Genomic DNA, 22,677 nt, shown 5'->3' with positions numbered 1-22,677 from the left:
TGAAATCCTGCTTACATCCCAAAATGCCAAAAACCATTTTCACTTATCTCGAGGCACTAAAAAAGGATGCCCCCAGCATCCTTATCGGTTGCCAAGAACATCCCTTTATTTATAGCTTAATGATCAATACTTATTTTCCAATGCTCTCCAGAGAAGCTTTTACAAACTCACGGAACAACGGCTGTGGACGGTTCGGACGGGAAGTAAACTCCGGATGGAATTGTACTGCCAGGAACCATGGGTGTCCCGGAAGCTCGACGATCTCAACCAGACGACCATCCGGAGATGTACCGGAGATAACCAGGCCTGCTTTTTCAATCGCTTCACGGTATTCATTGTTGAACTCGTACCGGTGACGGTGTCTCTCATAGACCAGTTCATCATCGTAACAAGACATTGCCAGGGAACCTTCCTGAAGCTTACAAGGATACAGACCCAGACGCATTGTACCACCCAGGTTTTCGATATCTTTTTGTTCAGGCAACAGATCGATCACCGGGAACTCCGTAGCTGGATTGATCTCAGAGCTGTTCGCTCCAGTCAAACCAACGATGGAACGTGCATATTCAATAACAGAAACCTGCATACCCAGGCAAATACCGAAGAACGGAATTTGTTTCTCACGGGCATAACGAATCGCAGATACTTTACCTTCAATACCCCGATCACCAAATCCGCCTGGTACGAGGATTCCGCCTACGCCGTGCAGCAGATCGCCCACATTCTCATCGGTGATATCTTCGGAGTGAATCCAGCGGATCTTCACATCAGCATTGGAGGCAAACCCTGCATGAGACAAAGATTCAACAACACTCAAATAAGCATCATGCAATGCTACATATTTACCTACAATGGCAATCTCCACTGTATGCTCCAGCTTGTTGATACGGTCAACCAGCCCTTCCCACTCGCTCATATCCGGTGCAGGAGTAGTCAGCTTCAGGTGGTTCACCACGATCTCGTCCAAGCCTTCTTCACGCAGGTTCAAAGGCACCTGGTACAATGTGTCTGCATCACGACATTCCACCACGGCGTTTTCATCAATGTCACAGAAGAGAGCGATTTTGGCTTTCATGTCTTTGGACAGCTCGTACTCTGTACGGCAAACAATGACGTTTGGCTGAATACCGATGCTGCGCAATTCCTTCACGCTGTGCTGAGTTGGTTTAGTTTTCACTTCACCAGCAGCCTTGATGTAAGGAATAAGTGTTACATGGATGTACATGACGTTGTCACGGCCTACATCACTCTTAATTTGGCGAATAGCTTCCAGGAAAGGCAAGCTCTCGATGTCACCCACCGTACCGCCGATCTCCGTAATAACGACATCCGAACCCGCTTCACGTCCTGCGCGGAATACGCGCTCTTTGATCTCGTTCGTTATGTGTGGAATGACTTGTACCGTTCCGCCCAGATATTCCCCGCGCCGCTCTTTGCTGATGACGGAGGAGTATACTTTACCAGTCGTGACGTTGCTGTTTTTGGAGAGGTTGATGTCAATAAAACGTTCGTAGTGGCCAAGGTCAAGATCCGTTTCCGCGCCATCATCCGTTACAAACACCTCACCATGCTGATAAGGACTCATTGTTCCCGGGTCGATATTGATGTATGGATCAAATTTTTGAATGGTTACCTTCAACCCTCGGTTTTTCAGCAATCTGCCCAGCGAGGCAGCCGTTATCCCTTTGCCCAGGGAGGACACAACTCCGCCCGTCACGAAAATATACTTTGTCACTGTTATTACCCTCCTAATATAAGTACGGAATTCAGGCGATATATGGTATTATCGTAACCCGTTTCCCAGGTAATCATCGTTAAAAAGAGCAATGGCAGAAATTCCCTGCATCTGCGAACTGCTCTTTCATGCGAAGACCATGTGTAAACAACGTTGTTCTACAGCGTAGAATGGTGCAAACCTTCCGGAAGCCATTATCCAGACCTGTCCCAAACAGAGATCATCGGATCAATGAATTTGGTGTTTTGGATATACAAAAACAGACCACGGATTGTTGGCCGGGAGCATGCGGAATTCAAATCATTTTGCAAAATTCTGCCTCTAAAAATACAAAAAAAAGTACTCCCGCAGGACGGGGCACTTTTTATAAAAAACATAAATATTAAGTCGCTCATTCATAAGCCCATGCAATAGTTTACCCGTTACCCCGTCTGCTGTCAAGGCTGACTATCCGGGGAAAACGGGTAAAATATAGACATCAAAAATGACTACCGATTATCAGAATCGTCGTCAAATTCACCCTCGTCTTCGGACTCATCTTCGTCTTCCTCGAGGTCTTCCTCTTCTAAATCATCTTCTTCGACCAGAACTTCTTCATCACTGTCTTCTTCGTCAAAGATTTCTTCCTCTTCTTCATCCTCGTCCTCATCTTCTTCGTCCTGATCATCATCTGAGTTATCGAAGTCTTCGTCGCTATTGTAGCTGTCTTCCTCTTCTCCGAAGTCCTCGTCTTCCAGATCATCATCTTCGTCATTGATGATACGCGGACGCTTCGCACCCGTCATGGTATCTTCCGCTCCACCTACCGGATACCAGCGCTTCAAGCCCCACAGACTTGTACCGACGTAGGCAAAACGGCCATCGATATTAATCTCGGTATATAGCTGGGCGATAAACTCGTTGATTTCTTCATCAGTCATTCCGCGCTGTTTAGCTACCTCATTCATCAAATCACGGTAGTAATACGGCGTATTGGCCGCTTTCAGCACCATAAAGGCGAGGTCCACCAAAGGAATCTCTCTGACCTTTTCTTTATCAATTTTCAAATTGAGCGAGGTACTCACTGACAGACACTTCCTCTCACACAAAATTCACTTTATATCCCTACGAACTGGAACGTTACGTATAACATATCCATTAACAAACCTAAGTAAAACCTATTTAGCGTCAAAAAGCAAGTTTTTATGTATGGAGGTCTCATAATTCCAAGAAGCGACTTCAAACGAGCAATATACAGACGGTAAGAGACATCTAACTCGCGCGCATATCGTCTTTGGACCAAAAAAGGCGTCATGATATAAAAAAGACGGAGTCCCCCTCCGCCTTCTGACTGTATACCCTTGAAGGATCGCTCCTCACCAGGGTCCCCGCAAGAGCCCTCTAGCCCTCCATCCATCATATGTCCCTGCGCCCGTTTTGACACGAAGAGAATGTGTTTTTGTAAAAAAAGGGCAGGTTCCCCATGCGGCGGGATGAACGCATTCATAGAATACCTCAGCATGTTCATCCCGAAGGGGGCTGCCCATTATGGACTATACTGGTTTTCTACATCAATTGGTTGAAGGAATGCAACGTCCCGAACCAGAACAGGGGCGGCGATACCTAATCCGGTTCGCCAAACCGAAGCAATATGAAGCCTGCCTCGTGGAACTGTCGCGGATGAGGAATGAATTTACTGATCTTGGTGCGGTCCGCTCCTGCAGGCTGGCCCGCTCCATTATCGCCCCGGTTCATGACCCAGAAGAGCTATATCGCTACAGCGATGACATTACGGTAGAAGAAGATGCGTCCATTTCATTGCATGCCACCGCGCTACACAGTAAACCGAGTAGCGTTCAGGGCGTACCTTGGGGCGTAAAACAGATTCGCGCTCCCAAAGTATGGTCCGTTTCCACAGGGCACCGGATAAAAATCGGTGTAATTGACACAGGTGCCGATTATCAACACCCGGATCTTCGTTATTCGCTGGCACGCGGAATCAATCTGTTAAATCGCAGTCTGCTTCCACATGATGATAACGGTCATGGTACCCATATTGCCGGAACCATTGCCGCAGCTAATAGTACGGCAGGCATGATCGGTGTGGCTCCTCGCTCGCTGATCTATCCGGTGAAGGCGTTCGACCATAATGGTTCGGCCTTCGTGTCAGACATCGTGCTTGGTATCGACTGGTGTGTGCGAAATCGGGTCGATATTATCAATATGAGCTTTGGCATGAAAACCCGTAGCAAAGCATTGCTTGATGTCGTGAACCGTGCCTACCAGGCCGGGATTGTCATTGTCGCTTCGTCAGGAAATGACGGCAAACGCCGCAGTATTGATTATCCGGCACGTTATCCGCAAACGATATCGGTTGGGGCAACCGACAAAAACCGGCGGATTGCCTCGTTCAGTAACCGAGGTGTATTCGTCGATGTATATGCGCCAGGGGACAAAATCGTCTCCTCCTGGGTGCAAGGCAAGCACCATGAGATGAGCGGCACCTCCATGGCGACATCGCACGTCAGTGGCGCCATAGCGCTCCTGCTTGCAAAGCATCCCGGCCTGTCGCCAGCCGAGATCAAAACGCTCGTGAAGCGCGCAACCGTTCCGCTGCGCGCACGCAAGACAACCACCGCGAAGAGCAAAATACGCGGTGGTGAGATTGACGCCCTCAAGCTAATGCAGGAGGGCGGAGGGTAAGGAGCGCCGCCTGCCGCCGAGAAAAGCCGCACCGTGAAGCATCGCAAAGCGTAGCACTGCTGCGCGGTGTGATGCTTCACGGTGGTTGTCCATGGCGGCAGGCAGCGCTGCCCTGGGTGCCTCGGGGCCGTGTGACCTTGGCCGCGGGCACAGCAAAAAGTCTCCATGTCCACGCTGCATTGCAGGCGTGGTGCATGGAGACTTTTTGCCAAAGCCATAGGGCGGCTGAGCACCGCCAAGGCTTGAATTACATTTTGTCCGGTGCGGATACGCCCACCAGACGAAGCGCTGTTGCGATGACGGTACGTACAGCACCGATCAACGCCAGACGCGCCTGCGTTTGTCCCGCGTCTTCAGTAATGACGCGCTCTGCACGATAGTAACTGTGGAACAAGGATGCCAGTTCATATACATAACGAACAATACGATGAGGTGCATATCCCGTAGCAGCAGTTGCGATTTCCTCAGGCAGTTCACCCATTTTGCGAAGAAGGTCATATTCATGCTCCGTTGTCAGCTTCGAGAGGTCGATCTGTGCCAGTGGTAACAGCTCAATGCCTTGTTCTTCAGCTTGACGATATACGCTGCATACCCGAGCGTGAGCGTATTGTACATAGAATACCGGGTTTTCATTGGACGTCGAAATTGCGAGGTCCATGTCAAAGTCCAGATGAGAGTCCATGCTGCGCATGGTGAAGAAGTAACGAATGGCATCGATGCCAACTTCGTCCATCAGATCTTCCATCGTTACCGCCTTGCCTGTACGCTTGGACATCTTCACTTTCTCGCCGTTCTGGAACAAGCTTACCATCTGAGCAATCAGCACGACCAATTTCTCCGGATCGTTGCCCAGTGCTTGCATGGCTGCTTTCATCCGTGGAATATAGCCGTGGTGATCCGCTCCCCAAATGTTAATCATGGTGTCGTATCCACGCGCATATTTATCACGGTGATAAGCAATATCCGGCGTAAGGTACGTATACGTACCGTCATTTTTGATCAAAACACGCTCTTTGTCATCACCATACTGCATGGTTTTCAACCAAGTTGCTCCGTCTTGCTCATAAATTTCATTACGATCACGTAATTCGTCAAGCACACGCAATACTTCTCCGTTATCATACAGTGAAGTTTCGCTGAACCAGATGTCGAAATTGACACGGAAGCGATTCAAGTCACGTTTGATCTTATCCAGTTCTTTCTCCAAACCGAAGTCGCGGAAATACGCAGCACGGTCACCTGGGTGCATGGACAACAATGAATCACCTTTCTCAGCTACTAGCTCCTTGGCGAATCCTTTGATATCCTCACCGTGATAACCGTCTTCCGGCATCTCGGCGTCCTGGCCCAATTCCTGCAAATATCGAGCTTCAATGGAGCGAGACAGATTAAATACCTGGTTACCCGCGTCATTAATGTAGTATTCACGTGTTACATCATATCCGGCATAGTCGAGGATGTTGCAAAGCGCATCACCCACAGCCGCTCCACGCGCATGGCCCAGATGCAGACTGCCTGTCGGGTTGGCACTGACAAACTCCATCTCGACCTTGCGCCCTTCACCAACATTGATTCTTCCATAATTCTCACCCTGCTCATGTACGAGCCCCAGAACAGGATAGAGATAACTCTTGTCCAATTTAAAGTTAATGAATCCCGGTCCGGCAATTTCCGCCTTCTCGATTCCAGCTTCAGTCAGGTTGAGATTGGCAATAATCTCTTCTGCGATCTGGCGTGGATTACGCTTGGCAATCTTGGTCAGTTGCATTGCCGCATTGGTCGCCAAATCACCGTGTGTTTTCTCGCGTGGTACTTCAAGGGTGATGGTCGGCAGGTCCTCCTGCGCAACAATGCCAGCAGTCACAATGGCATTGCCGATGGCTGTACTTACCCGTTCGTTAATAGTATCTAATGGATTACGTGTCATGAAATTGGTTCCTCCTGTATATGCAAACTAATCGCGAAATGTCCGGATTCTTCGTCAAAGCGGTAAAAGTCGTAGCTCCACGCTGCGCGTGCGCTCAATCCCTGAATGGAAAGTTCCAGCTCCTGTGTATGCGTGGACAAGGCAAACGACATATAAGGCGAGCGGTAAAAACCAGGGAGCTTGCGATTCAATTCAAACGTTTGCTCCGATTCAACCTCGCCATGACGTATAATCTTGATGGATTGTCCGCCCAGCTTCAATGTTGTTCGGGTAATACCGCCCTCGGGTCCAATCTGTGGCTCTTCATACCGAACATAGAGCACAGGTCCTTTCAACACGGCTTCACCCTGCATTTCCTGCAGTACATCTTCACCTTCATAACGGCTGTGCAGCCGGATCTGAACCGGTCGCATGTTCGACATGAATGTTAACCTCCATTATATTCGAGGCGACGCAAAATCAGGCACGGCCGGTGAGAACAGCCCTTCCTGTATTGTTGTGCCGCTATACGCGCTCATATTCCCGGATAGCTCGCTATCCTACACTCTACTGTATAACTATATCCAGTTCACCCGCTCAATTCAAATCCAAATTCAGAGTTTTTGGCCACCAGCGCCAAAAAAAAGCAGAGCCACACCTGTAAAGTGCAGCTCTGCCTTGCTTCATTAATAAAGAAATATGCTCTTGATCAGGTCCATCGCGGCTCATAAGGAAACGGACAGGTCGACTCTACCAGCTTGGCGCGCACCTGTACGAGACAGCCACAATAGCGGCAGGTCGTACCGTATTGCACCCCTGGACAATCGGAGCAGATGGATAAACGCCGCTCATATTCAGCATCCTGGACCACCGGACGTGAGCGTGAAGCCAACTCCACGAGCCGGGCCATCTTGGCTTCACTGATCTTTACATCATATTGATCATTACATCCCTTGCATGGTTGCTGCTTCTCGACATGTCCACCTGTCACAGTTGCATCCATTTTATCAGCCCTTTACAGAGACCACTCCAACAGAGGCCGGAGGCAGTACAAAACGCAGTTTGTTATTTTCGAGTGTAATACCGTTCCATTCCGCAGGTTGAATCCGATCCGGCTGTTCAAATGTGTTGAAAGCACCATAATCTGCATGATGTAGAATTTGCCCGGATACAGAAGCAGCATCCGCTGATTCAATGTGACAGACTACTTCAAGCTCATCCGTATGACTAAGGTTACACGCTGTCACATGAATAATTCCATCTTTGCTGCGAGAAGCCGACAAGCTTAATTGAGGGATGGTCTCTTCCCCGAATGTATATCCCGGACTCTCATAGTTTAGTTCCAATCGCTGTGCATCCATATGCACCTGATACATATCGAACACATGATATGTAGGCGTAAGGAGCATCTTATCTCCTTCAGTCAGAACGAGTGACTGGAGAACATTAACGATCTGTGCCAGATTGGCCATGTGCACTCTTTTATTGTGTGCGTTAAAAATGTTCAGGTTGATCCCGGCAAGTACAGCATCGCGCATCGTATTTTGCTGGTACAGGAATCCCGGATTCGTACCTGGTTCAACGTTATACCACGTTCCCCACTCATCCACGATAATGCCAACTCTGCCCTCAGGATCGTATTTATCCATAATTTCGGAGTGCTTCACAAGCAACTCTTCCATATATAGCGTCTTTTTCAACGTCGTGAACCATTCGGCGTCTCCAAATCCTGTAGCCTGACCCTTATCTGCCCACTCACCTGTTGGAATGGTGTAATAATGAAGACTAATTCCATCCATAAAACGACCGGCCTCCCGCATCAACACTTCCATCCAATGATAGTTGTTGTCGTTTGGACCGCAGGCGATTTTATATATCTTATTCCCGGAATAATTGCGTACGTATGTAGCATAACGACGATATTCATCCGCATAGTATTCAGGCCGCATATTACCACCGCAACCCCAGTTTTCATTACCCACACCAAAATAAGTGAGTTTCCACGGCTCCTCCCGTCCGTTGCTCTTCCGCCAGTTCGCCATTGGAGATTCTCCATCAAATGTGATGTACTCCACCCATTCCTGCATCTCCTGCACCGTACCACTTCCCAGATTGCCACTGATATACGGCTCTGTACCGAGCAATTCACACAATCTCAAAAATTCATGCGTACCAAAATGATTGTTCTCTTCTACCCCGCCCCAGTGTGTGTTGATCATGCGGGCGCGTTCACTTTTTGGACCTACGCCATCTTTCCAGTGATATTCATCGGCAAAACAACCACCAGGCCAACGAAGTACGGGAATATGAAGTTTTTGCAGTGCATTCAGCACGTCATTGCGTATACCTTCTGTATTCGGAATAGGTGAATCTTCCCCTACCCACAGTCCTTCATAAATACATCTCCCCAGATGCTCTGAGAAGTGACCATATATATTGCGTTTTATTAATCCTTGTTCCGAATTTGTCTTTAAAATAACATCAACCATAATTTCAACCTCCTAAAAAGTATTGTTATCGCTTACAATAACGTGTTTCTGAACAGGATTCAACCGTTTTTATTCAAGCAAAAACAAGCCCTTCACCGGCGATTTAAATCCGGAAAGGGCTTGTTTGTTCATGTCGGCCTCATCAGGCCATTTAAGTTAAGATTTATACACTTTTAGATTGAAATCGCCTTAAAATTATTCCATGGCATGATGCCATTTACTCGTTTTCAGCGGGCAACAATATTTTTTGCTTCCATGTTGTTCCGCCATCTGTCGTCTCATAAATCGCAGGAGAATTGTCGCTTGTTACGACGAGCCAACCTGTTTTGGCAGAAGGGAACGAAATGCGGGAGCTATAGCCTGGATCTTTCAGGTCGATATTTTTCCACGTGGAACCTGCATCATAAGAACGTCCAATCCCCACTTTGCCAGCTGCAGGTGATCCTCCTGAGAGATAAGCCGTCTGATTACCGATCAACGCCATGTTCCCCGGGTGACCCCCTGGGTCTGCTGGGCCTTTTCCATTCCCCGTGCTGCTTGCACCTGGAGCCGGGCCACCACCTGCTGTGGATTGAGCGAAGGCCTGTCTCCAATTCTTGCCTTCATTCCCGCTCGCGTAGAGAGAATACGACTGCTGGGACATGCCTGCATCGCCATACAGAAGGGCCCATACCTGGTTACCGCTTGCGTATAAGTCTCCACCGCTCCACGTTGTTGAGGTTACCTTCATCGATTGCGTCCAGTTCTTGCCCCCATTACTTGTCTGCATGATTCGATACCCCGAGCCAGGAGCCACTACAACCGCATAACCTTGCTTCTCTGTCGTGAACACAGCTCCGCGTGTATTGGCTGGTGTGGAGATTCGATTCCATGTTGCACCGCCATCCTTCGTCAAATAAGCTCCATTATAGGTGTATCCAAAGCCTTCGTTTTTATTGCGAAAATCAATACGTTTAAATTGTATGCCTTTAGTATCCATCCGTGTCCAGTGCGCGCCACCATCCGTTGAGCGGATGAGATACGTCGTAGGAGAATCCTTCGCCTGTGCCAATGCAAATCCATTCACATTATTCGGAAAATCAAGTTGTGTGAACTGCCATTGACCGGTATAAATGGACTGCCACGTGCAGCCTGCATTCGAGGTGCCGATCAGGAATCCTTCGCCCCCGGCTCGCCCGGTTGTATTGTTTAGAAAGTCGATATCCGTAAATTGTAGTCTTTGGTCTTCCACACCACTGCCCTTTTTCAATGTAGCCGTTAATCCATGATCTCCATTTCCACACGTTGGGGAGGATGCAGCGTTAGCGCCTGGTAGTGTATGTACCGGACCCAGTCCCCAAGCCAACGTTACCGATAGTGCGAGTGCGCCAATCCGTTTCCATGTCATTCTGCTCTTCGTTGTCATTGTGACACCTCCTTCTATGTTTTTACCCCATTTTGCAGGATTTAACGTAACAATTTGTTTATCTCGCGTGACATTATTGCAATAAAAAAACCACTCACGTCCACATTTTTTATCTTGTGGGCATGAGCGGATCATCATTAATCTTACTACAAGCTCATTTAAATGGGATATGTCTGAAATGCAATAATCACAAAAGTGATACTTAAAAGAAGGCACAGAGCGAAATGCAGTTTATTGTATTTAAGTCTCCTGATGCTATAGGCAACATATAGCATGGCGAGATTAACCAATATTAGTGTTAAATTGAGGAATACAGTCATCGTTAATATAAGATTGATGGTAAATATCATAAGAACCGCTATGAACCATTTGGGATACATACTCAATTGTGCCCAGATTGCATGCATAACAAGATCACCTTCCTCTATTTCCATATTATACATAAATATTAAGATAGAGTCATCCCAAATACATGTTTCCGCTTAACGCGCGGGCGGAATCATATATACAACAAATGGTAGAGGGATAAGAACATACGCCCTACAATCGATGTTATAGACTTTGAATAACGGTGGATGTTTTCTTGATCACGGCGCAGCTTCCCGAAAGGGGGTCACGTCGATGGTCAAACTTGTGGCGATGCTTGATGTAATCCGGTGGATTGCTGCGATTCTCAGTCTAGTGCTGAGTATCCGAAGGCTTTACCGTTGGTTGCGCAAAAAGTTTCGTAGCAAGCGAAAACCCACCTCATAAGGTTGACAGCCTGACGGTGGGTTTCGCTTGAATAGCAATATTTAATTCATGCACGCCGTGGCAGTCCACAGCCTTTCGGGTCCTAAGAGTCTTTACCGTTGGCGCGGTAAAGGCTCTTTTTTTAGTATATGGTCGAACCCGATCACCATATACTTCACGAATGTAATATATCAATTAATATATTACTGAATACTTTTGTAGTCAGTATAACACAGTCCAGAAATGAGGTTCAATTAAGTTAAGTAATTTAACTAGATTCCCTAGCCACTAAAAAACGCTCCCTCCTACGCAGGCTTCAACCTAACGCAGACAGGGGACGCTGTTATTTTGCTATTTATTACTTCACGAATCCGAGCAGCATTTCACGGATCATTTTCGCAGCCACAATTTGTGTTTGTTCCGTAGGATCGTAAATAGGCGCCACTTCCACCAGGTCACAACCTACTACATTTACATCTGATCCTGCAATCATGTGAATGGCTTCAAGCAGTTCCTTGGACGTAATACCGCCCGCTTCTGCTGTTCCTGTACCCGGAGCCGCAGACGGATCAAGCACGTCGATATCGATTGTCACGTATACCGGACGGTTACCCATTTTCGGAAGAGCTTCCTTCATCGGAGCTGCCACTTCAAACGGATAGAAGTTGATGTTCTCCCGTCCGAATTGGAACTCTTCACGGGAGCCGGAACGAATTCCGAACTGATAAATATTTTTGCCGCCCATCAGTTCAGCTGCTTTACGCACCGGCGTTGAGTGGGACAACGGCTCACCTTCATAGTTTTCACGAAGGTCCGCATGTGCATCAATATGAATCAGGATAAGGTCGGGATATTTTTTGTACATTTGCTGAATGACAGGCCAAGTGACGAGGTGTTCACCCCCGAGACCAATCGGGAATTTGTCGTCAGCCAGCAGGCCACCGATATATTCTCCGATAACTTCGAGACTGCGTCCTGCATTACCGAAAGGCAGAAGCAGATCGCCAGCATCAAAGTAAGTCATATCCACAATACTTTTATCCAGGTAAGGGCTGTACTCTTCAAGTCCAACTGACGCCTGACGGATATGGGAAGGACCGAAACGGGACCCTGGACGGAAGCTGACGGTGTAATCCATCGGCATACCATAAATGACCGCTTTGGAGTTCTCATAGTCCTCCGAACTGCAAATAAACACGTTACCTGAATAAGCTTGATCCAATTTCATCTCATTATTCCTCCTTATTTCGTAAGGTCTTCCACGAATTTAGGAAGAACGAACGCCGCTTTGTGCAGACGTGGAGAGTAATATTTCGTATCCATCTCTGGAATTTGCTTCTCGTCCACCTCAAGCGGATTATGTTTTTTGCTACCCATTGTAAAGGTCCACAGACCACTTGGGTACGTAGGGATATTACAGCCGTACACATGTACGATAGGGAAGATTTCTTTAACGTCTTTGTTTACCTTTTGGATCAGATCCGCTTTGAACCACGGGTTGTCCGTCTGAGCAACGAAGATCCCGTCTTCTTTCAGCGCTTCATAGATGCCCTGGTAGAAACCGCGCTCAAACAGTGGCGCAGCCGGACCTACAGGCTCTGTGGAGTCAACGATGATTACATCGTATTCATTTTTATGCTCTATAATATGCATGTAGCCGTCATTCACCAGCACTTCAACGTTAGGCTCGTCCAGTTTTCCGGCGATTTCTGGCAGATACTTTTTGGAATATTCAATCACTTTCCCGTCGATTTCGACGAGAACTGCTTTTTCTACAGCAGCGTGCTTAATGACTTCACGGATAACTCCGCCGTCGCCGCCACCGACAACCAGCACCTTTTTCGGATTCGGGTGTGTGTTCAGCGCAGGGTGAGCGGCCATTTCGTGATAAACGAACTCATCTTTCACCGTCGTCATCACCATGCCGTCAAGCAGCAACATGTTACCGAACTCCTCGGTCTCTACCATAGCCAGATCTTGAAAATCCGTCTTTTCGCTTACATAGGTCTGCTTAATCTTCGCGGTGATTCCGAATGCGGGGGTCTGTTTCTCCGTAAACCACAATTCCATAATCTCTACCTTCTTTCCGTAAAGTTAATGATCAGCCATACCTGACAGAGCGCGACGCGCTGCCGGTTCGCCCAAGCACGTCCAGCGTTCGGCGCCATACAGCGTTATGGTTGCTGGCTGCGGGAAAGGTCCGCGTTTCACTACATTATATAGATTAAATTGACCAGAGCGTACATAGCGTCTGACTGATCAAAGAATCACTGACAATGGCACTGTTCGATCTTCTTGCCTATTGTATGTTGTGCCGAACTGTTATCTTTCATTACCCTTTTGCATTATACGCGATTGACGTTTATACTGCAAAACGGTTTTTTCTGCAAAAAAACTATATTTTAAGCCGTTAAATGGGCGGATTGAATATCCGTGTCACTGAATTCCCATACTGGAAAGAAAAGAAAGGAGCCCGTTCCATGACCCAACCAAGCCAAAAGACCCGCAAACGCGGGTTCCGCATATGGAAAGTCATCAAAAGTCTGACTCTGCTCGCTATTCTCGGCCTTATCGCCACGGCAGCAGGATTGGTCTACCTATACGCTACCAGCCTGCCGCTGGCCGACTCGGATCGCAATTCCAGGCTGCTGGACAGCCAGGGCGAAGTCATTGCCACGTTCTCGGCGGGCGGCAAAGACTCGGTACCTGTGCAGTTGGGAGATATCTCGCCTGATTTGGTTAACGCCACACTTGCTGTAGAGGACCGCAAATTCTATGATCATGTCGGCTTCGACATCCGAGGAATGGGAAGGGCTGTTCTCGTAAACCTGGAACATATGCAGATGTCTCAGGGCGCAAGCACACTGACCCAACAGCTCGCACGCAACTTGTATTTGTCCCATGAAAAGACATGGACCCGTAAAGCCAAGGAAGCCATGTACACGGCACAATTGGAGATGAAATACACCAAAGATGAAATTTTGCAGATGTACCTGAATGAAATTTATTACGGTCATGGCGCCTACGGGATCGAAGCAGCCTCACGGATGTATTTTGGCAAATCGGCCAATCAGTTGACGCTCGCCGAAAGTGCCATGCTTGCAGGGATTCCAAAGGGTCCGACCTACTATTCTCCATATAATCACATGAAGAACGCCAAGGACCGACAGAAGGTTGTATTGAATGCCATGACTGACATCGGCAAAATTACGCAAGCCGAAGCAGACAAGGCTTATGAGGAAATGCTCTCGTTCAAGCCGGAAAGCGAACGCAAAACCGTGGAAAGTGCACCCTATTTTCGCGATTATATCCGAAATCTGGCTATCAAGGAGCTGGGAATCAGCGAGGCTATGCTGGATCATGGAGGCTTAAATATATACACCACGCTTGATCTGCGTGTACAAAAAGCGGCGGAAGACGCCGTAGCCAAAGGCATGGATGCCAAAAGCGAGCTGGAAACTGCTCTGGTATCGATCGACCCCCGTACCGGATACATCAAAGCGATGGTGGGTGGCAAAAATTATCGCACCAATCAGATTAACCATGTACTGGCGACTACACGCCAGCCGGGATCTGCCTTTAAACCGATTATGTATCTGGCAGCCCTGGAATCTAAACAGCTCACCAGTGCTTCCATGTTTAAAAGCGAGCCGACCCTGTTTCATTATGACAATGATCGCAAGACCTATAAACCCGGCAACTTCGGGGATAAGTATCTAGGTGAGATTGATCTGAGACAGGCGATCGCCGCTTCAGACAACATCTACGCGGTAAATACGATTATGCAGATTGGACCTGAACAAGTGGTGAAAATGGCACAGAATCTAGGGATTACGAGCAACATGAGCCCCGTACCCTCCCTTGCACTCGGCACCTCACCTGTTAGTCCACTGGAGATGGCTTCAGCATTCTCCGCTATTGCCGCAGGTGGACAGCGAACACCTCCTGTAGCCATTCTGCAAGTGACGGATGCCGCAGGAAGAGTAATCTATGAAGCGCCTCAGAACAAGGCCGAGAAGGTCGTTGAACCCGCTGCTGCTTATGTATTAACACGTTTGATGGAAAGTGTATTCGAAAATGGCGGAACAGGTAATCGGGTATCTGCAACCATTAAACGGCCTGTCGCCGGTAAAACGGGGACAACGAATACCGATGCCTGGTTAGTTGGCTTTACCCCAGAGCTCTCTACGGCTGTCTGGGTCGGTTACGATCAAGGCAAAGCCATTTCCACATCCGACGGGCGTCGAGCAGCACCCATGTTTGCCCAGTTCACGGAACAGGCTCTAGCCAGTGTTCCACCGAAGATTTTTACCGTACCGGATAACGTCGTCAGTGTATATATCGATCCCGAATCTGGCAAACTGGCTGGCAATGGCTGCGCCGAGAAACGGCTGGAAGTTTTTATTGATGGCACAGAGCCGACCGAGGTCTGTCGCAGCGCTTCGGACGATTCGGGTTCAGAGGATGATAAAGACAGTCGCGAAGTGCAGAACCAGCAGGGAATACAGGAAGAGAAGCATTCATGGTGGAAGGATTTCAAACGCTGGTGGGTGGAATGACCAAAGTGACGTAAATACGTAATGCCGTAATTGCGTCATCACCCTCAAAAGCCAGTTTCAGCACAGAAGCAAAAGCCATGAACCGATCATCTCGGTCACGGGGCTTTTGCTTCTTCTTTTTGAACGGCTTTGTACATTAATTAGGCAAGCGCTTCTTTCAATTCATCTGGAGAAGCGTTCCACCATTCTTCGTTATGCGTAATCAGCAGTTTCTTGAGTGCTGCGCGATCCTCCGGTCCAAGACCATCCAGCATGAACCGGCGCTTCATGGCATAATCCATACGATTCACATGTTCGGCCAGCAGTTTCCATCCACGACGAGCTTCTGTATCAATCCACATCTCACACGCGGTTGCTCCACCATAGAGTTGCCCCTGTTCGTTACGGTCCACAGCTACCCATACCAGCCATACCTGGCGTCCATTGGGTACGTCCTCACGATTGGTGGAGAATTTAATGTTGCGCTCTACCTTACTCTTCGCATGCATTGCACCAATATCGATCTTAGCTTCTCCGTTATCAATAATAACTGGAGACAGGTTGTTCAGATCGATGGAGCCTGCACCGAAACCTTTGTGTTTGCTCTTTGCACTAACGATATTCAAGGCAATCTGTTTTTTGCCGTTTTGCTCGTTTTGGTCCATTTTATAGCCTCCAAGGGTTGATACAAATATTTTAACTAATAATCGTCCCATTGCAAACATATACATGCTGTAGATGCTTGTCAACGGGAGGTATTTAACGATGATTCCACGACGCGCCAAGAGCTGGCTCACCGCAATTATAGCCCTGTGTGTAGTTGCCGGGGGGATATGGCTTGGTCTGGGTTCCACACGCTCCATTCATTCTGACTTGCCTGCGCTCGCCCCGGAATCGGGCAAGCCTACGGCACCCGTCAAAACCCAAACATCTCCGGAAAGTATACAGACACCTACCGCTGAAGTGTTCAGCAACCGCGTAGTGGAATATCACATGGATGTGAAGCTGGTAGACGGAAATGTACTGCAAGGGACTCAGACGATAACCTGGACACATCCAGGCAAGAAAACCGTCAGCGAACTTTATTTTCACATGTATCCCAATGCCTTCTCTTCTGCCGACACCACTTTTATGAAAGAATCCGGGGGAAAGCTTCGCGGTGATGTCATGCCTACGGACGGTTATGGTTCCATGCAAATTACAGAAATGAAAACAGAGGACGGGCTTTCCCTCTTGCATCGGATGCAGTATGTGCAACCGGATGACGGTAATATGAAAGATACTACCCTCATTAAGGTACGGCTGCCCAAACCCGTCAAAGGCGGCGAAAGCATCACGCTTCACACCCGATTTGAGGTCAAGCTACCGAAAATTTTTGCCCGCATGGGAACAGCAGATAACTTTGTTATGGCAGGTCAATGGTTTCCTAAACTTAGCGTATATGAGCCAGTAGGCACGCGAGGTCGAACGACCGAAGGCTGGAATCTGCATCAGTATCACGGCAATTCAGAGTTTTACGCTGATTTCGGTATCTATAGTGTGCGTATTCGAGTGCCGGAAACATACAAAGTGGCTGCTACAGGATTCCCAACCCAGCAAGCTGTGGTGAAGAACGGCGAAAAAATATATCAGTTCTATGCCGATGATGTGCATGATTTTGCCTGGTCAGCCTCTCCTGATTTTGTTTATGCGGAAGAGCCCTTCTCTGCTCCCAATGTGCCAGGCGTTCGAATCAAGCTGTATCTCGACCCTGCTCATGAGGATCTGAAGGAACGTTATTTCTACGCCGCCAAAGCAGCGCTATCCAATTATAGCAAGTGGTTTGGGCCTTATCCGTATTCTACACTGTCCATCGTTGTCCCGCCCAAATCAGGAAATGGCGCAGGGGGAATGGAATACCCTACTTTGGTCACTGCCTTCGGTGCGGATGATTCCGCTCCTGGTTACGATCTGGAACGCACGGTTGTGCACGAGATTGGACATCAGTATTTTTACGGAATGGTCGCCAGTAATGAATTTGAAGAGGCTTGGCTGGACGAAGGATTCACCTCCTATGCGGAAGACAAACTGATGGAACAGGAATACGGACTTATCCCGAATCTGCCCGTACAATCAGGTCTCATTACTTCTCCAGCCTCACTGACACAAGAATCCTGGAAGTTTGATTCCCAGAATCATTATGCAGCCAACGTATACACAAGAGGCAAGCTTGTATTACTCGGGATAGAACAACAGGTTGGTGCAAAAACGATGGAACGTATTCTCTCGACCTATGTGAAGAAATACCGTTTCAAGCACCCTACTTCGTCTGATTTTCAAAAGGTTGTGGAGCAAGTGACGCGTACATCCTGGACCGATTATTTTAATCAGTATGTATATGGAGACGGCATGGCTGACTTTGCAGTGGAGAAGATCGCAATCAATCCTATCCTGAAAGACGGTCAAACGTTGTACGAGTCGTCGGTTACGTTGCAGAAAAAAGGTAGTGAATATAAGAAAGTGCCTGTTCGAATTATGTTCGAAGATGGGAAAACCATGACTAAAGAATGGGATGGTAGCGAGGAGCGCATTACCTACAAACTAACCTATACTTCCCCGGTTTCCTGGGCGATGACTGATCCGCTATACACGATTGTGCTGGAGAACCATCATATGAACAATTTTCTGAAAGCCGGACTGGATGAGCCAACCAAATCCCGCTGGAGCATGAGCGCAACCAAACTTATAGAAGCCATATTCGGAAGTCTGTCATGGTGAGGTGGATACAGTGAAAGCGAAAATACGTGAAGGCTGGTTTCTCGTCCGTCAGCATATGTTCATTGCGGCACTCTTATTTCTCTATCAATTAATATGGGGATACTTTCTTTATCGAATGGTTCAGTCAGCTGTTGTCCCGCTTCTCCTGCGTTATCCTGAACCTGATGCAGGGGAACTAAGCACGATTTTATTCAAAATGGAGAGCCAGCTCGGCCTGTCAACGAACCCGGAGGTCCATCGCTATCTGTGGATTCTAGGGGCTATGCTGCTGTTGCGAATGCTAATTAGCCCCCTTATTCAGGCAGGGCTGCTCTACTCGCTCCAGCATTTTAATCATTCGGAAGAGCGCATTCCATTCATTCGCGGCATCAGAAATTTGTGGAAACCGATGCTGTTGCTTCACACTATTCGAACCATATTGCTGTTGCTGCCGGCCTATTGGCTCGCACCAAAGCTCTATTCCATCTTTATGGATGGTTTTCATTCCCTCCAACTGCTCTTGCCTGCTATTCCCTATGTTGCTGGTTGGATTGTATATGGGTGGGTAATACATCATACCCTTCTCTACATGCAGTTTGGTGTCTCGGCTCCTGATGGGGAAGGTGGAGCGCGTGGTACGTTTCAAGCTCTATGGATTGCTCTGCGCCAAATCATCACCCTAATCGGTATTTCGGTCCTACTGGGCGGACTTCATCTGCTGGTCTTTGGTGCCTTTACTTCTGCTTCATGGTTAGTAACGGGCTTAACTGGCCTTATACTACAACAGACGTACCCACTTGCCCGGTGCTTGCTGAGCCTGTGGAAAATATGTGCTCATTTCCGGTTATGGCAGTCTAACTCGGTCAAGGAATAAATTGAACGGTTAAAAATGGTTACCATCTCTATGTAAAGTTATGTTCATCAAATGCCGTTAAACAAGCAAACCTCGACCTTTCCCCGTCAAAGGTCGAGGTTTTTTTTGCTAATTTTGTTGCTAAACGTTGCCAAAGTGATATACCTCTGTTACAATAATCGCAGTGAGTTTTTAGTAACAACTTTGTAATCTTTACCTTCATATTTGTAACTACTTAAAATTTAATCGTCATTTCTTGATTTCGCAGGTGCACAACTAGCATAGCCAAATTCCTAGCACCTGGGAAGCGGGGGAACCAGTTATGGGTGAATTGATCTTGCAACAGAGGGATCATAGGGGACCTTCAACCGAATCCTTAAGCTAACCTCGCAGGCATTGGAAGGGGTATATCTCTTGTTTAAGAAGAAATTAACCGCAGCTGTACTCAGCCTCACATTCGCATTATCGCTTGGAGCAGGCAGCGCGTTCGCAGATTCAAAAATGGACCAAGTCATTGATTCGGCAATGGGAACTACATACAAAAGCGGAGGAACAACGCTTAACGGCTTTGACTGCTCTGGGTTCACAAGTTATGTATTCGACAAGCTGGGCATTGATCTGGCACGCCAATCGAGTTCACAATTCGACATGGGCGATTCAGTATCCCGTATGGAAATGAGACCAGGTGATCTGGTATTCTTCAATACAACGGGCAAAGGGATCTCGCATGTAGGGATCTTTGTAGGGGATGGAAATTTCGCCCACTCCTCTTCTTCCAAAGGAGTTACAATCAGCGCATTAAGTGAAAGCTACTGGGCTAACCGCTATGTTGGCGCTAAACGGATTATGAGCACGGACGCATATGAGACTTTGGCCATCGACTAGGACAAGCTGAGCAACGTCATGCTGTAACAATAACACTACTGTAACGAAGCATAATAGAACCGTCTGGTACATTCTCCGCAGGAATGTATCCGGCGGTTTTTTTGTACTTCGTTTCCTTCAAAAGTATTCGGGATAAGCTATCAAACCTAACTTTACTTTTTCTAGGGCTAGTTTGGGTTGCTTCGTCCGTGCTCTTATAATGTTTTTACCCATCCCACTATAATATAAACGAAATTACCAGAACTTTTGTTTCAATTATTTTTTCGAAAACGAGGACTTGCCAAATGAACGCCTCTTTTGTAGAGTGAAGAACAAGCTTAGATATGGAATGACATATGTATATGGACAAATTGAAATCATTATAGCTTGTTCACAATGAGAGGAGCGTGCAGTTGTATGGATGAAGCCCCTGTGACGTTTCACGTTGTGCCCATGCAAGAAGAACATGCGGAGCTAATCTGCGATTGGCAGTATGACCCGCCTTATAATATTTATAGCTGGCTGCCCTGGGAGCAGATGAAAGCACTAGAAGTCGAATTCGGAGATCCCCGGCTACGTAAGGAACAATATGCAGCGGTGCTGGGAGAGGATCATCAAATTTGCGGTTTCGCTCAATACTTCCCACTTGAAGGCGTCACCCGCATTGGGCTTGGCATGCACCCCGAACGCTGTGGACATGGTCAGGGAACTGCTTTTGTCTCGGCCATTGTGCAGGAAGCCATTCGCCGGAATCCTGCAAACGAAATTGATCTGGAAGTCCTGACCTGGAATGACCGGGCCATTCGTGTGTATCTCAAGGCCGGATTTGTTACGCAGGATACATACGAACGACAGACACCGAGTGGTTTGAATCCTTTTTACTGCATGGTCTATGAAGGTCCTCGCGAATAAATGGGCCGTGAAACCACCGAAAAAGTCCCCGGTTATGTGATTAGTTCAAAAAATTACCACAAAATGCTATGATGTAACTACAGGTTCCGTTATAATGATATGGATAGTTTCAGGTTAGATGATCTTTCATTCTGGAGGGGACATAAGGGATGCACAAATGGATCATGAGCGGGGTATTTTTTGCAGCGTGCGCTTTAGCTATTGTACTAATGTTTACGCTTCCAGGGAAAGAGGAAGTTGCAGAGGAAGCGAAACCGACGATGCCGCCAGTTACAATGGATGCAGGACAGGCTGAGGCACTCGTCAAAGCAAACTGTATTACCTGCCACGGTGATCAGCTTCAAGGGGGCATGGGCCCTAGTCTGCAGAAGATTGGCAGCCAGGACGATGTGGAGAAGATTTATACGACCATCGTCAAAGGTAAAAGTGGCGGTATGCCTTCGTTCAAAGACAAGTTGAAGGATGAAGAAATCGCAAATGTTGCGATGTGGCTGGCAGAGAAGAAGTAATCCAATAGTTTAAGGCGATCAGTTTGTGGCGGATTGCATGTATAGTGAGCGTGGTGGCTTCAATCGCCTCCTGCTCTTTACACCTGCTCTAAACCGCGTTGAAGCTGGACGCACAACGTAGTCAACCGTATTACAGGGTGTTACTGGATTTTCGATGGTCATACAAAGAAGAGGCTCTTACTCTCCCTTGCCGGGAAAGTGAGAGCCTCTTGGTCATATTCACGTACTCTGCATGTAAGCTCCGGTGAAAACATGCGTCGCTATTGCGACTCATGTTGCATGGGCGTATTCTGCCGCCTATGATTCATCCTAAAGCATGCATGAATTACTGGGCCTTTGCCTTCTGCTCGGCAAGGAAAGCTTCCACTTCACGTGCGGACGGCATCCCGGTCTGGGCGCCGAGCTTCGTCACGGACAACGCGGCTGCGCCCATGGCGAAGCTTACCGCCGCGTCCAGCGTCTCTCCGCGCGCGAGGGCTACCGCCAGCGCGCCGTTGAAGCAATCGCCAGCGCCGGTCGTGTCGACGGCGCTTACGGCGTAGCCGGGCGCACGGCACGCGCCCGCACGCCCTGCCTGTACGCGGCCGCCAGGCGCTGCCGCGTATACAGCCCCCTCGGGGCCAAGCGTCGTGACGACAGCGGCCCCGAGGGATGCGGCGAGCTCTGCGACCGCCGCATCCACGTCTTCCGGCCGGAGGTCATCCCGGCCGGTAAGCACGGCGAGCTCGCTGCGGTTCGGCGTGACAACGTCGACGCACCGCAGCAGCTCCTGGGGCAGACCCGGCACCGCGGGAGCCGGGTTAAGCACCACCAATGCGCTGCCTTCAGCCGCCAGTTGGGCGGCGCGGGTAACCGCAGGCAGCGGGATTTCCAGCTGCAGCAGCACCGCTGCGGCTGCAGTCAGGCTTTTTACCGTATCAGCCTCTTCCATCATCGCAGGGACAACTTGTCCATTCGCTCCAGGAATGACAATAATCCGGTTATCTCCCTTAGAGAGCCAGATGGAGGCCGTACCTGTAACAGTATCTTTCAGAATGCGAACTTGTGAGGCATCCGCCCCGCTTTCCGTTAGACTGTGCAGCAAGCGTTCACCAAAACCATCCGAACCTACCGCACCAACCATCGTTGTCTGTCCGCCCAGTCGTGCAGCTGCCACCGCCTGATTAGCACCTTTGCCCCCGGCCAGATAGTGCAGTTCCTCCCCGCTCACCGTCTCCCCTTCCACGGGAATGATGTCCGTCTTCACCACCAGATCCATATTAAGGCTGCCTACGACAGTAATAAGCGGTTTGTTCTGATTATCATCTGACATGTAT

General features: G+C 48.4%; 19 protein-coding genes and 1 riboswitch. Of the genes, 8 read left to right on the top strand and 11 right to left on the bottom strand.

Features of this window, described 5'->3' with window-relative positions; translation table 11 throughout:
- Positions 1-130: 130 nt before the first annotated feature.
- Together AMS66_RS00940 and rpoE are read right to left on the bottom strand one after the other, a co-directional pair.
- Positions 131-1,735, bottom strand: coding sequence for a CTP synthase (locus AMS66_RS00940; protein WP_053779052.1), 1,605 nt, complete (start codon positions 1,733-1,735; stop codon positions 131-133).
- 488 nt (positions 1,736-2,223) lie between these two features.
- Positions 2,224-2,799 carry a DNA-directed RNA polymerase subunit delta gene (gene rpoE / locus AMS66_RS00930; RefSeq protein WP_053779050.1) on the bottom strand — a complete coding sequence of 192 codons (576 nt, stop codon included), beginning with the start codon at positions 2,797-2,799 and terminating at the stop codon, positions 2,224-2,226.
- A 463-nt stretch (positions 2,800-3,262) separates the two neighbouring features.
- On the opposite strand from rpoE, the gene AMS66_RS00920 reads away from it, so the two are divergent.
- Positions 3,263-4,417 (top strand): S8 family peptidase, encoded by a 1,155-nt coding sequence (locus AMS66_RS00920; RefSeq protein WP_053779048.1) that lies wholly within the window; start codon positions 3,263-3,265, stop codon positions 4,415-4,417.
- A 247-nt stretch (positions 4,418-4,664) separates the two neighbouring features.
- Here AMS66_RS00920 and argS read toward each other — a convergent pair whose 3' ends face one another.
- The 5 genes from argS to AMS66_RS00895 form a co-directional block, all read right to left on the bottom strand.
- Complete coding sequence (argS, locus tag AMS66_RS00915; RefSeq protein WP_024628786.1) at positions 4,665-6,344, bottom strand: arginine--tRNA ligase; 1,680 nt, start codon at positions 6,342-6,344, stop codon at positions 4,665-4,667.
- Positions 6,341-6,766, bottom strand: coding sequence for a DUF1934 domain-containing protein (locus tag AMS66_RS00910; RefSeq protein WP_053779047.1), 426 nt, complete (start codon positions 6,764-6,766; stop codon positions 6,341-6,343). The genes argS and AMS66_RS00910 overlap by 4 nt, the downstream gene beginning before the upstream one ends.
- A 266-nt stretch (positions 6,767-7,032) precedes the next feature.
- Positions 7,033-7,326 carry a DUF6171 family protein gene (locus AMS66_RS00905; protein WP_053779046.1) on the bottom strand — a complete coding sequence of 98 codons (294 nt, stop codon included), beginning with the start codon at positions 7,324-7,326 and terminating at the stop codon, positions 7,033-7,035.
- Positions 7,327-7,330: 4 nt separating this feature from the next.
- The gene (locus AMS66_RS00900; protein WP_053779045.1) at positions 7,331-8,812 is read right to left on the bottom strand and encodes an alpha-N-arabinofuranosidase; all 1,482 of its coding nucleotides are present in this window, start codon (positions 8,810-8,812) and stop codon (positions 7,331-7,333) included.
- 217 nt (positions 8,813-9,029) lie between these two features.
- Complete coding sequence (locus AMS66_RS00895; protein WP_053779044.1) at positions 9,030-10,217, bottom strand: WD40/YVTN/BNR-like repeat-containing protein; 1,188 nt, start codon at positions 10,215-10,217, stop codon at positions 9,030-9,032.
- A gap of 621 nt (positions 10,218-10,838) precedes the next feature.
- Here AMS66_RS00895 and AMS66_RS34290 point away from each other — a divergent pair.
- The gene (locus tag AMS66_RS34290; RefSeq protein WP_269084517.1) at positions 10,839-10,970 is read left to right on the top strand and encodes a hypothetical protein; all 132 of its coding nucleotides are present in this window, start codon (positions 10,839-10,841) and stop codon (positions 10,968-10,970) included.
- Positions 10,971-11,307: 337 nt separating this feature from the next.
- Here AMS66_RS34290 and speB read toward each other — a convergent pair whose 3' ends face one another.
- Together speB and speE are read right to left on the bottom strand one after the other, a co-directional pair.
- Positions 11,308-12,177, bottom strand: coding sequence for an agmatinase (gene speB, locus AMS66_RS00885; RefSeq protein ID WP_024628791.1), 870 nt, complete (start codon positions 12,175-12,177; stop codon positions 11,308-11,310).
- A gap of 14 nt (positions 12,178-12,191) precedes the next feature.
- Positions 12,192-13,019: a polyamine aminopropyltransferase gene (gene speE / locus AMS66_RS00880; protein ID WP_053779042.1), complete on the bottom strand. Its 828-nt coding sequence runs from the start codon at positions 13,017-13,019 to the stop codon at positions 12,192-12,194.
- A 410-nt stretch (positions 13,020-13,429) separates the two neighbouring features.
- Between speE and AMS66_RS00875 the strand changes: the two genes are divergently transcribed.
- Positions 13,430-15,508, top strand: a complete 2,079-nt coding sequence (locus tag AMS66_RS00875; RefSeq protein WP_053779041.1) for a transglycosylase domain-containing protein — start codon at positions 13,430-13,432, stop codon at positions 15,506-15,508.
- 140 nt (positions 15,509-15,648) lie between these two features.
- On the opposite strand, the gene AMS66_RS00870 is transcribed toward AMS66_RS00875, so the two are convergent.
- Positions 15,649-16,152, bottom strand: coding sequence for a YwhD family protein (locus tag AMS66_RS00870; protein WP_053779040.1), 504 nt, complete (start codon positions 16,150-16,152; stop codon positions 15,649-15,651).
- Between the two features lie 100 nt (positions 16,153-16,252).
- On the opposite strand from AMS66_RS00870, the gene AMS66_RS00865 reads away from it, so the two are divergent.
- The 5 genes from AMS66_RS00865 (at position 16,253) to AMS66_RS00845 (ending at position 21,361) form a co-directional block, all read left to right on the top strand.
- On the top strand, positions 16,253-18,244 hold the full coding sequence (locus AMS66_RS00865; RefSeq protein WP_053779039.1) for a M1 family metallopeptidase: 1,992 nt from the start codon (positions 16,253-16,255) through the stop codon (positions 18,242-18,244).
- Between the two features lie 10 nt (positions 18,245-18,254).
- A complete protein-coding gene (locus tag AMS66_RS00860; RefSeq protein ID WP_053779038.1) occupies positions 18,255-19,097 on the top strand; it encodes a hypothetical protein in 843 nt (280 codons plus the stop codon).
- A gap of 252 nt (positions 19,098-19,349) precedes the next feature.
- Positions 19,350-19,487, top strand: a riboswitch (cyclic di-AMP (ydaO/yuaA leader).
- Positions 19,488-19,490: 3 nt separating this feature from the next.
- Positions 19,491-19,961: a C40 family peptidase gene (locus AMS66_RS00855; protein ID WP_053779037.1), complete on the top strand. Its 471-nt coding sequence runs from the start codon at positions 19,491-19,493 to the stop codon at positions 19,959-19,961.
- A 396-nt stretch (positions 19,962-20,357) separates the two neighbouring features.
- Positions 20,358-20,852 carry a GNAT family N-acetyltransferase gene (locus AMS66_RS00850; RefSeq protein WP_053779036.1) on the top strand — a complete coding sequence of 165 codons (495 nt, stop codon included), beginning with the start codon at positions 20,358-20,360 and terminating at the stop codon, positions 20,850-20,852.
- A gap of 149 nt (positions 20,853-21,001) precedes the next feature.
- On the top strand, positions 21,002-21,361 hold the full coding sequence (locus tag AMS66_RS00845) for a c-type cytochrome (RefSeq protein WP_053779035.1): 360 nt from the start codon (positions 21,002-21,004) through the stop codon (positions 21,359-21,361).
- Positions 21,362-21,686: 325 nt separating this feature from the next.
- On the opposite strand, the gene rbsK is transcribed toward AMS66_RS00845, so the two are convergent.
- A complete protein-coding gene (gene rbsK, locus AMS66_RS00840; RefSeq protein ID WP_053779034.1) occupies positions 21,687-22,673 on the bottom strand; it encodes a ribokinase in 987 nt (328 codons plus the stop codon).
- Positions 22,674-22,677: the final 4 nt, after the last annotated feature.

This window comes from Paenibacillus xylanivorans (genome assembly GCF_001280595.1).
Classification (GTDB): Bacteria; Bacillota; Bacilli; order Paenibacillales; family Paenibacillaceae; genus Paenibacillus; species Paenibacillus xylanivorans.
Note: the sequence above shows the minus strand (reverse complement) of the source record. Positions and strands in the feature narration are given on the sequence as shown.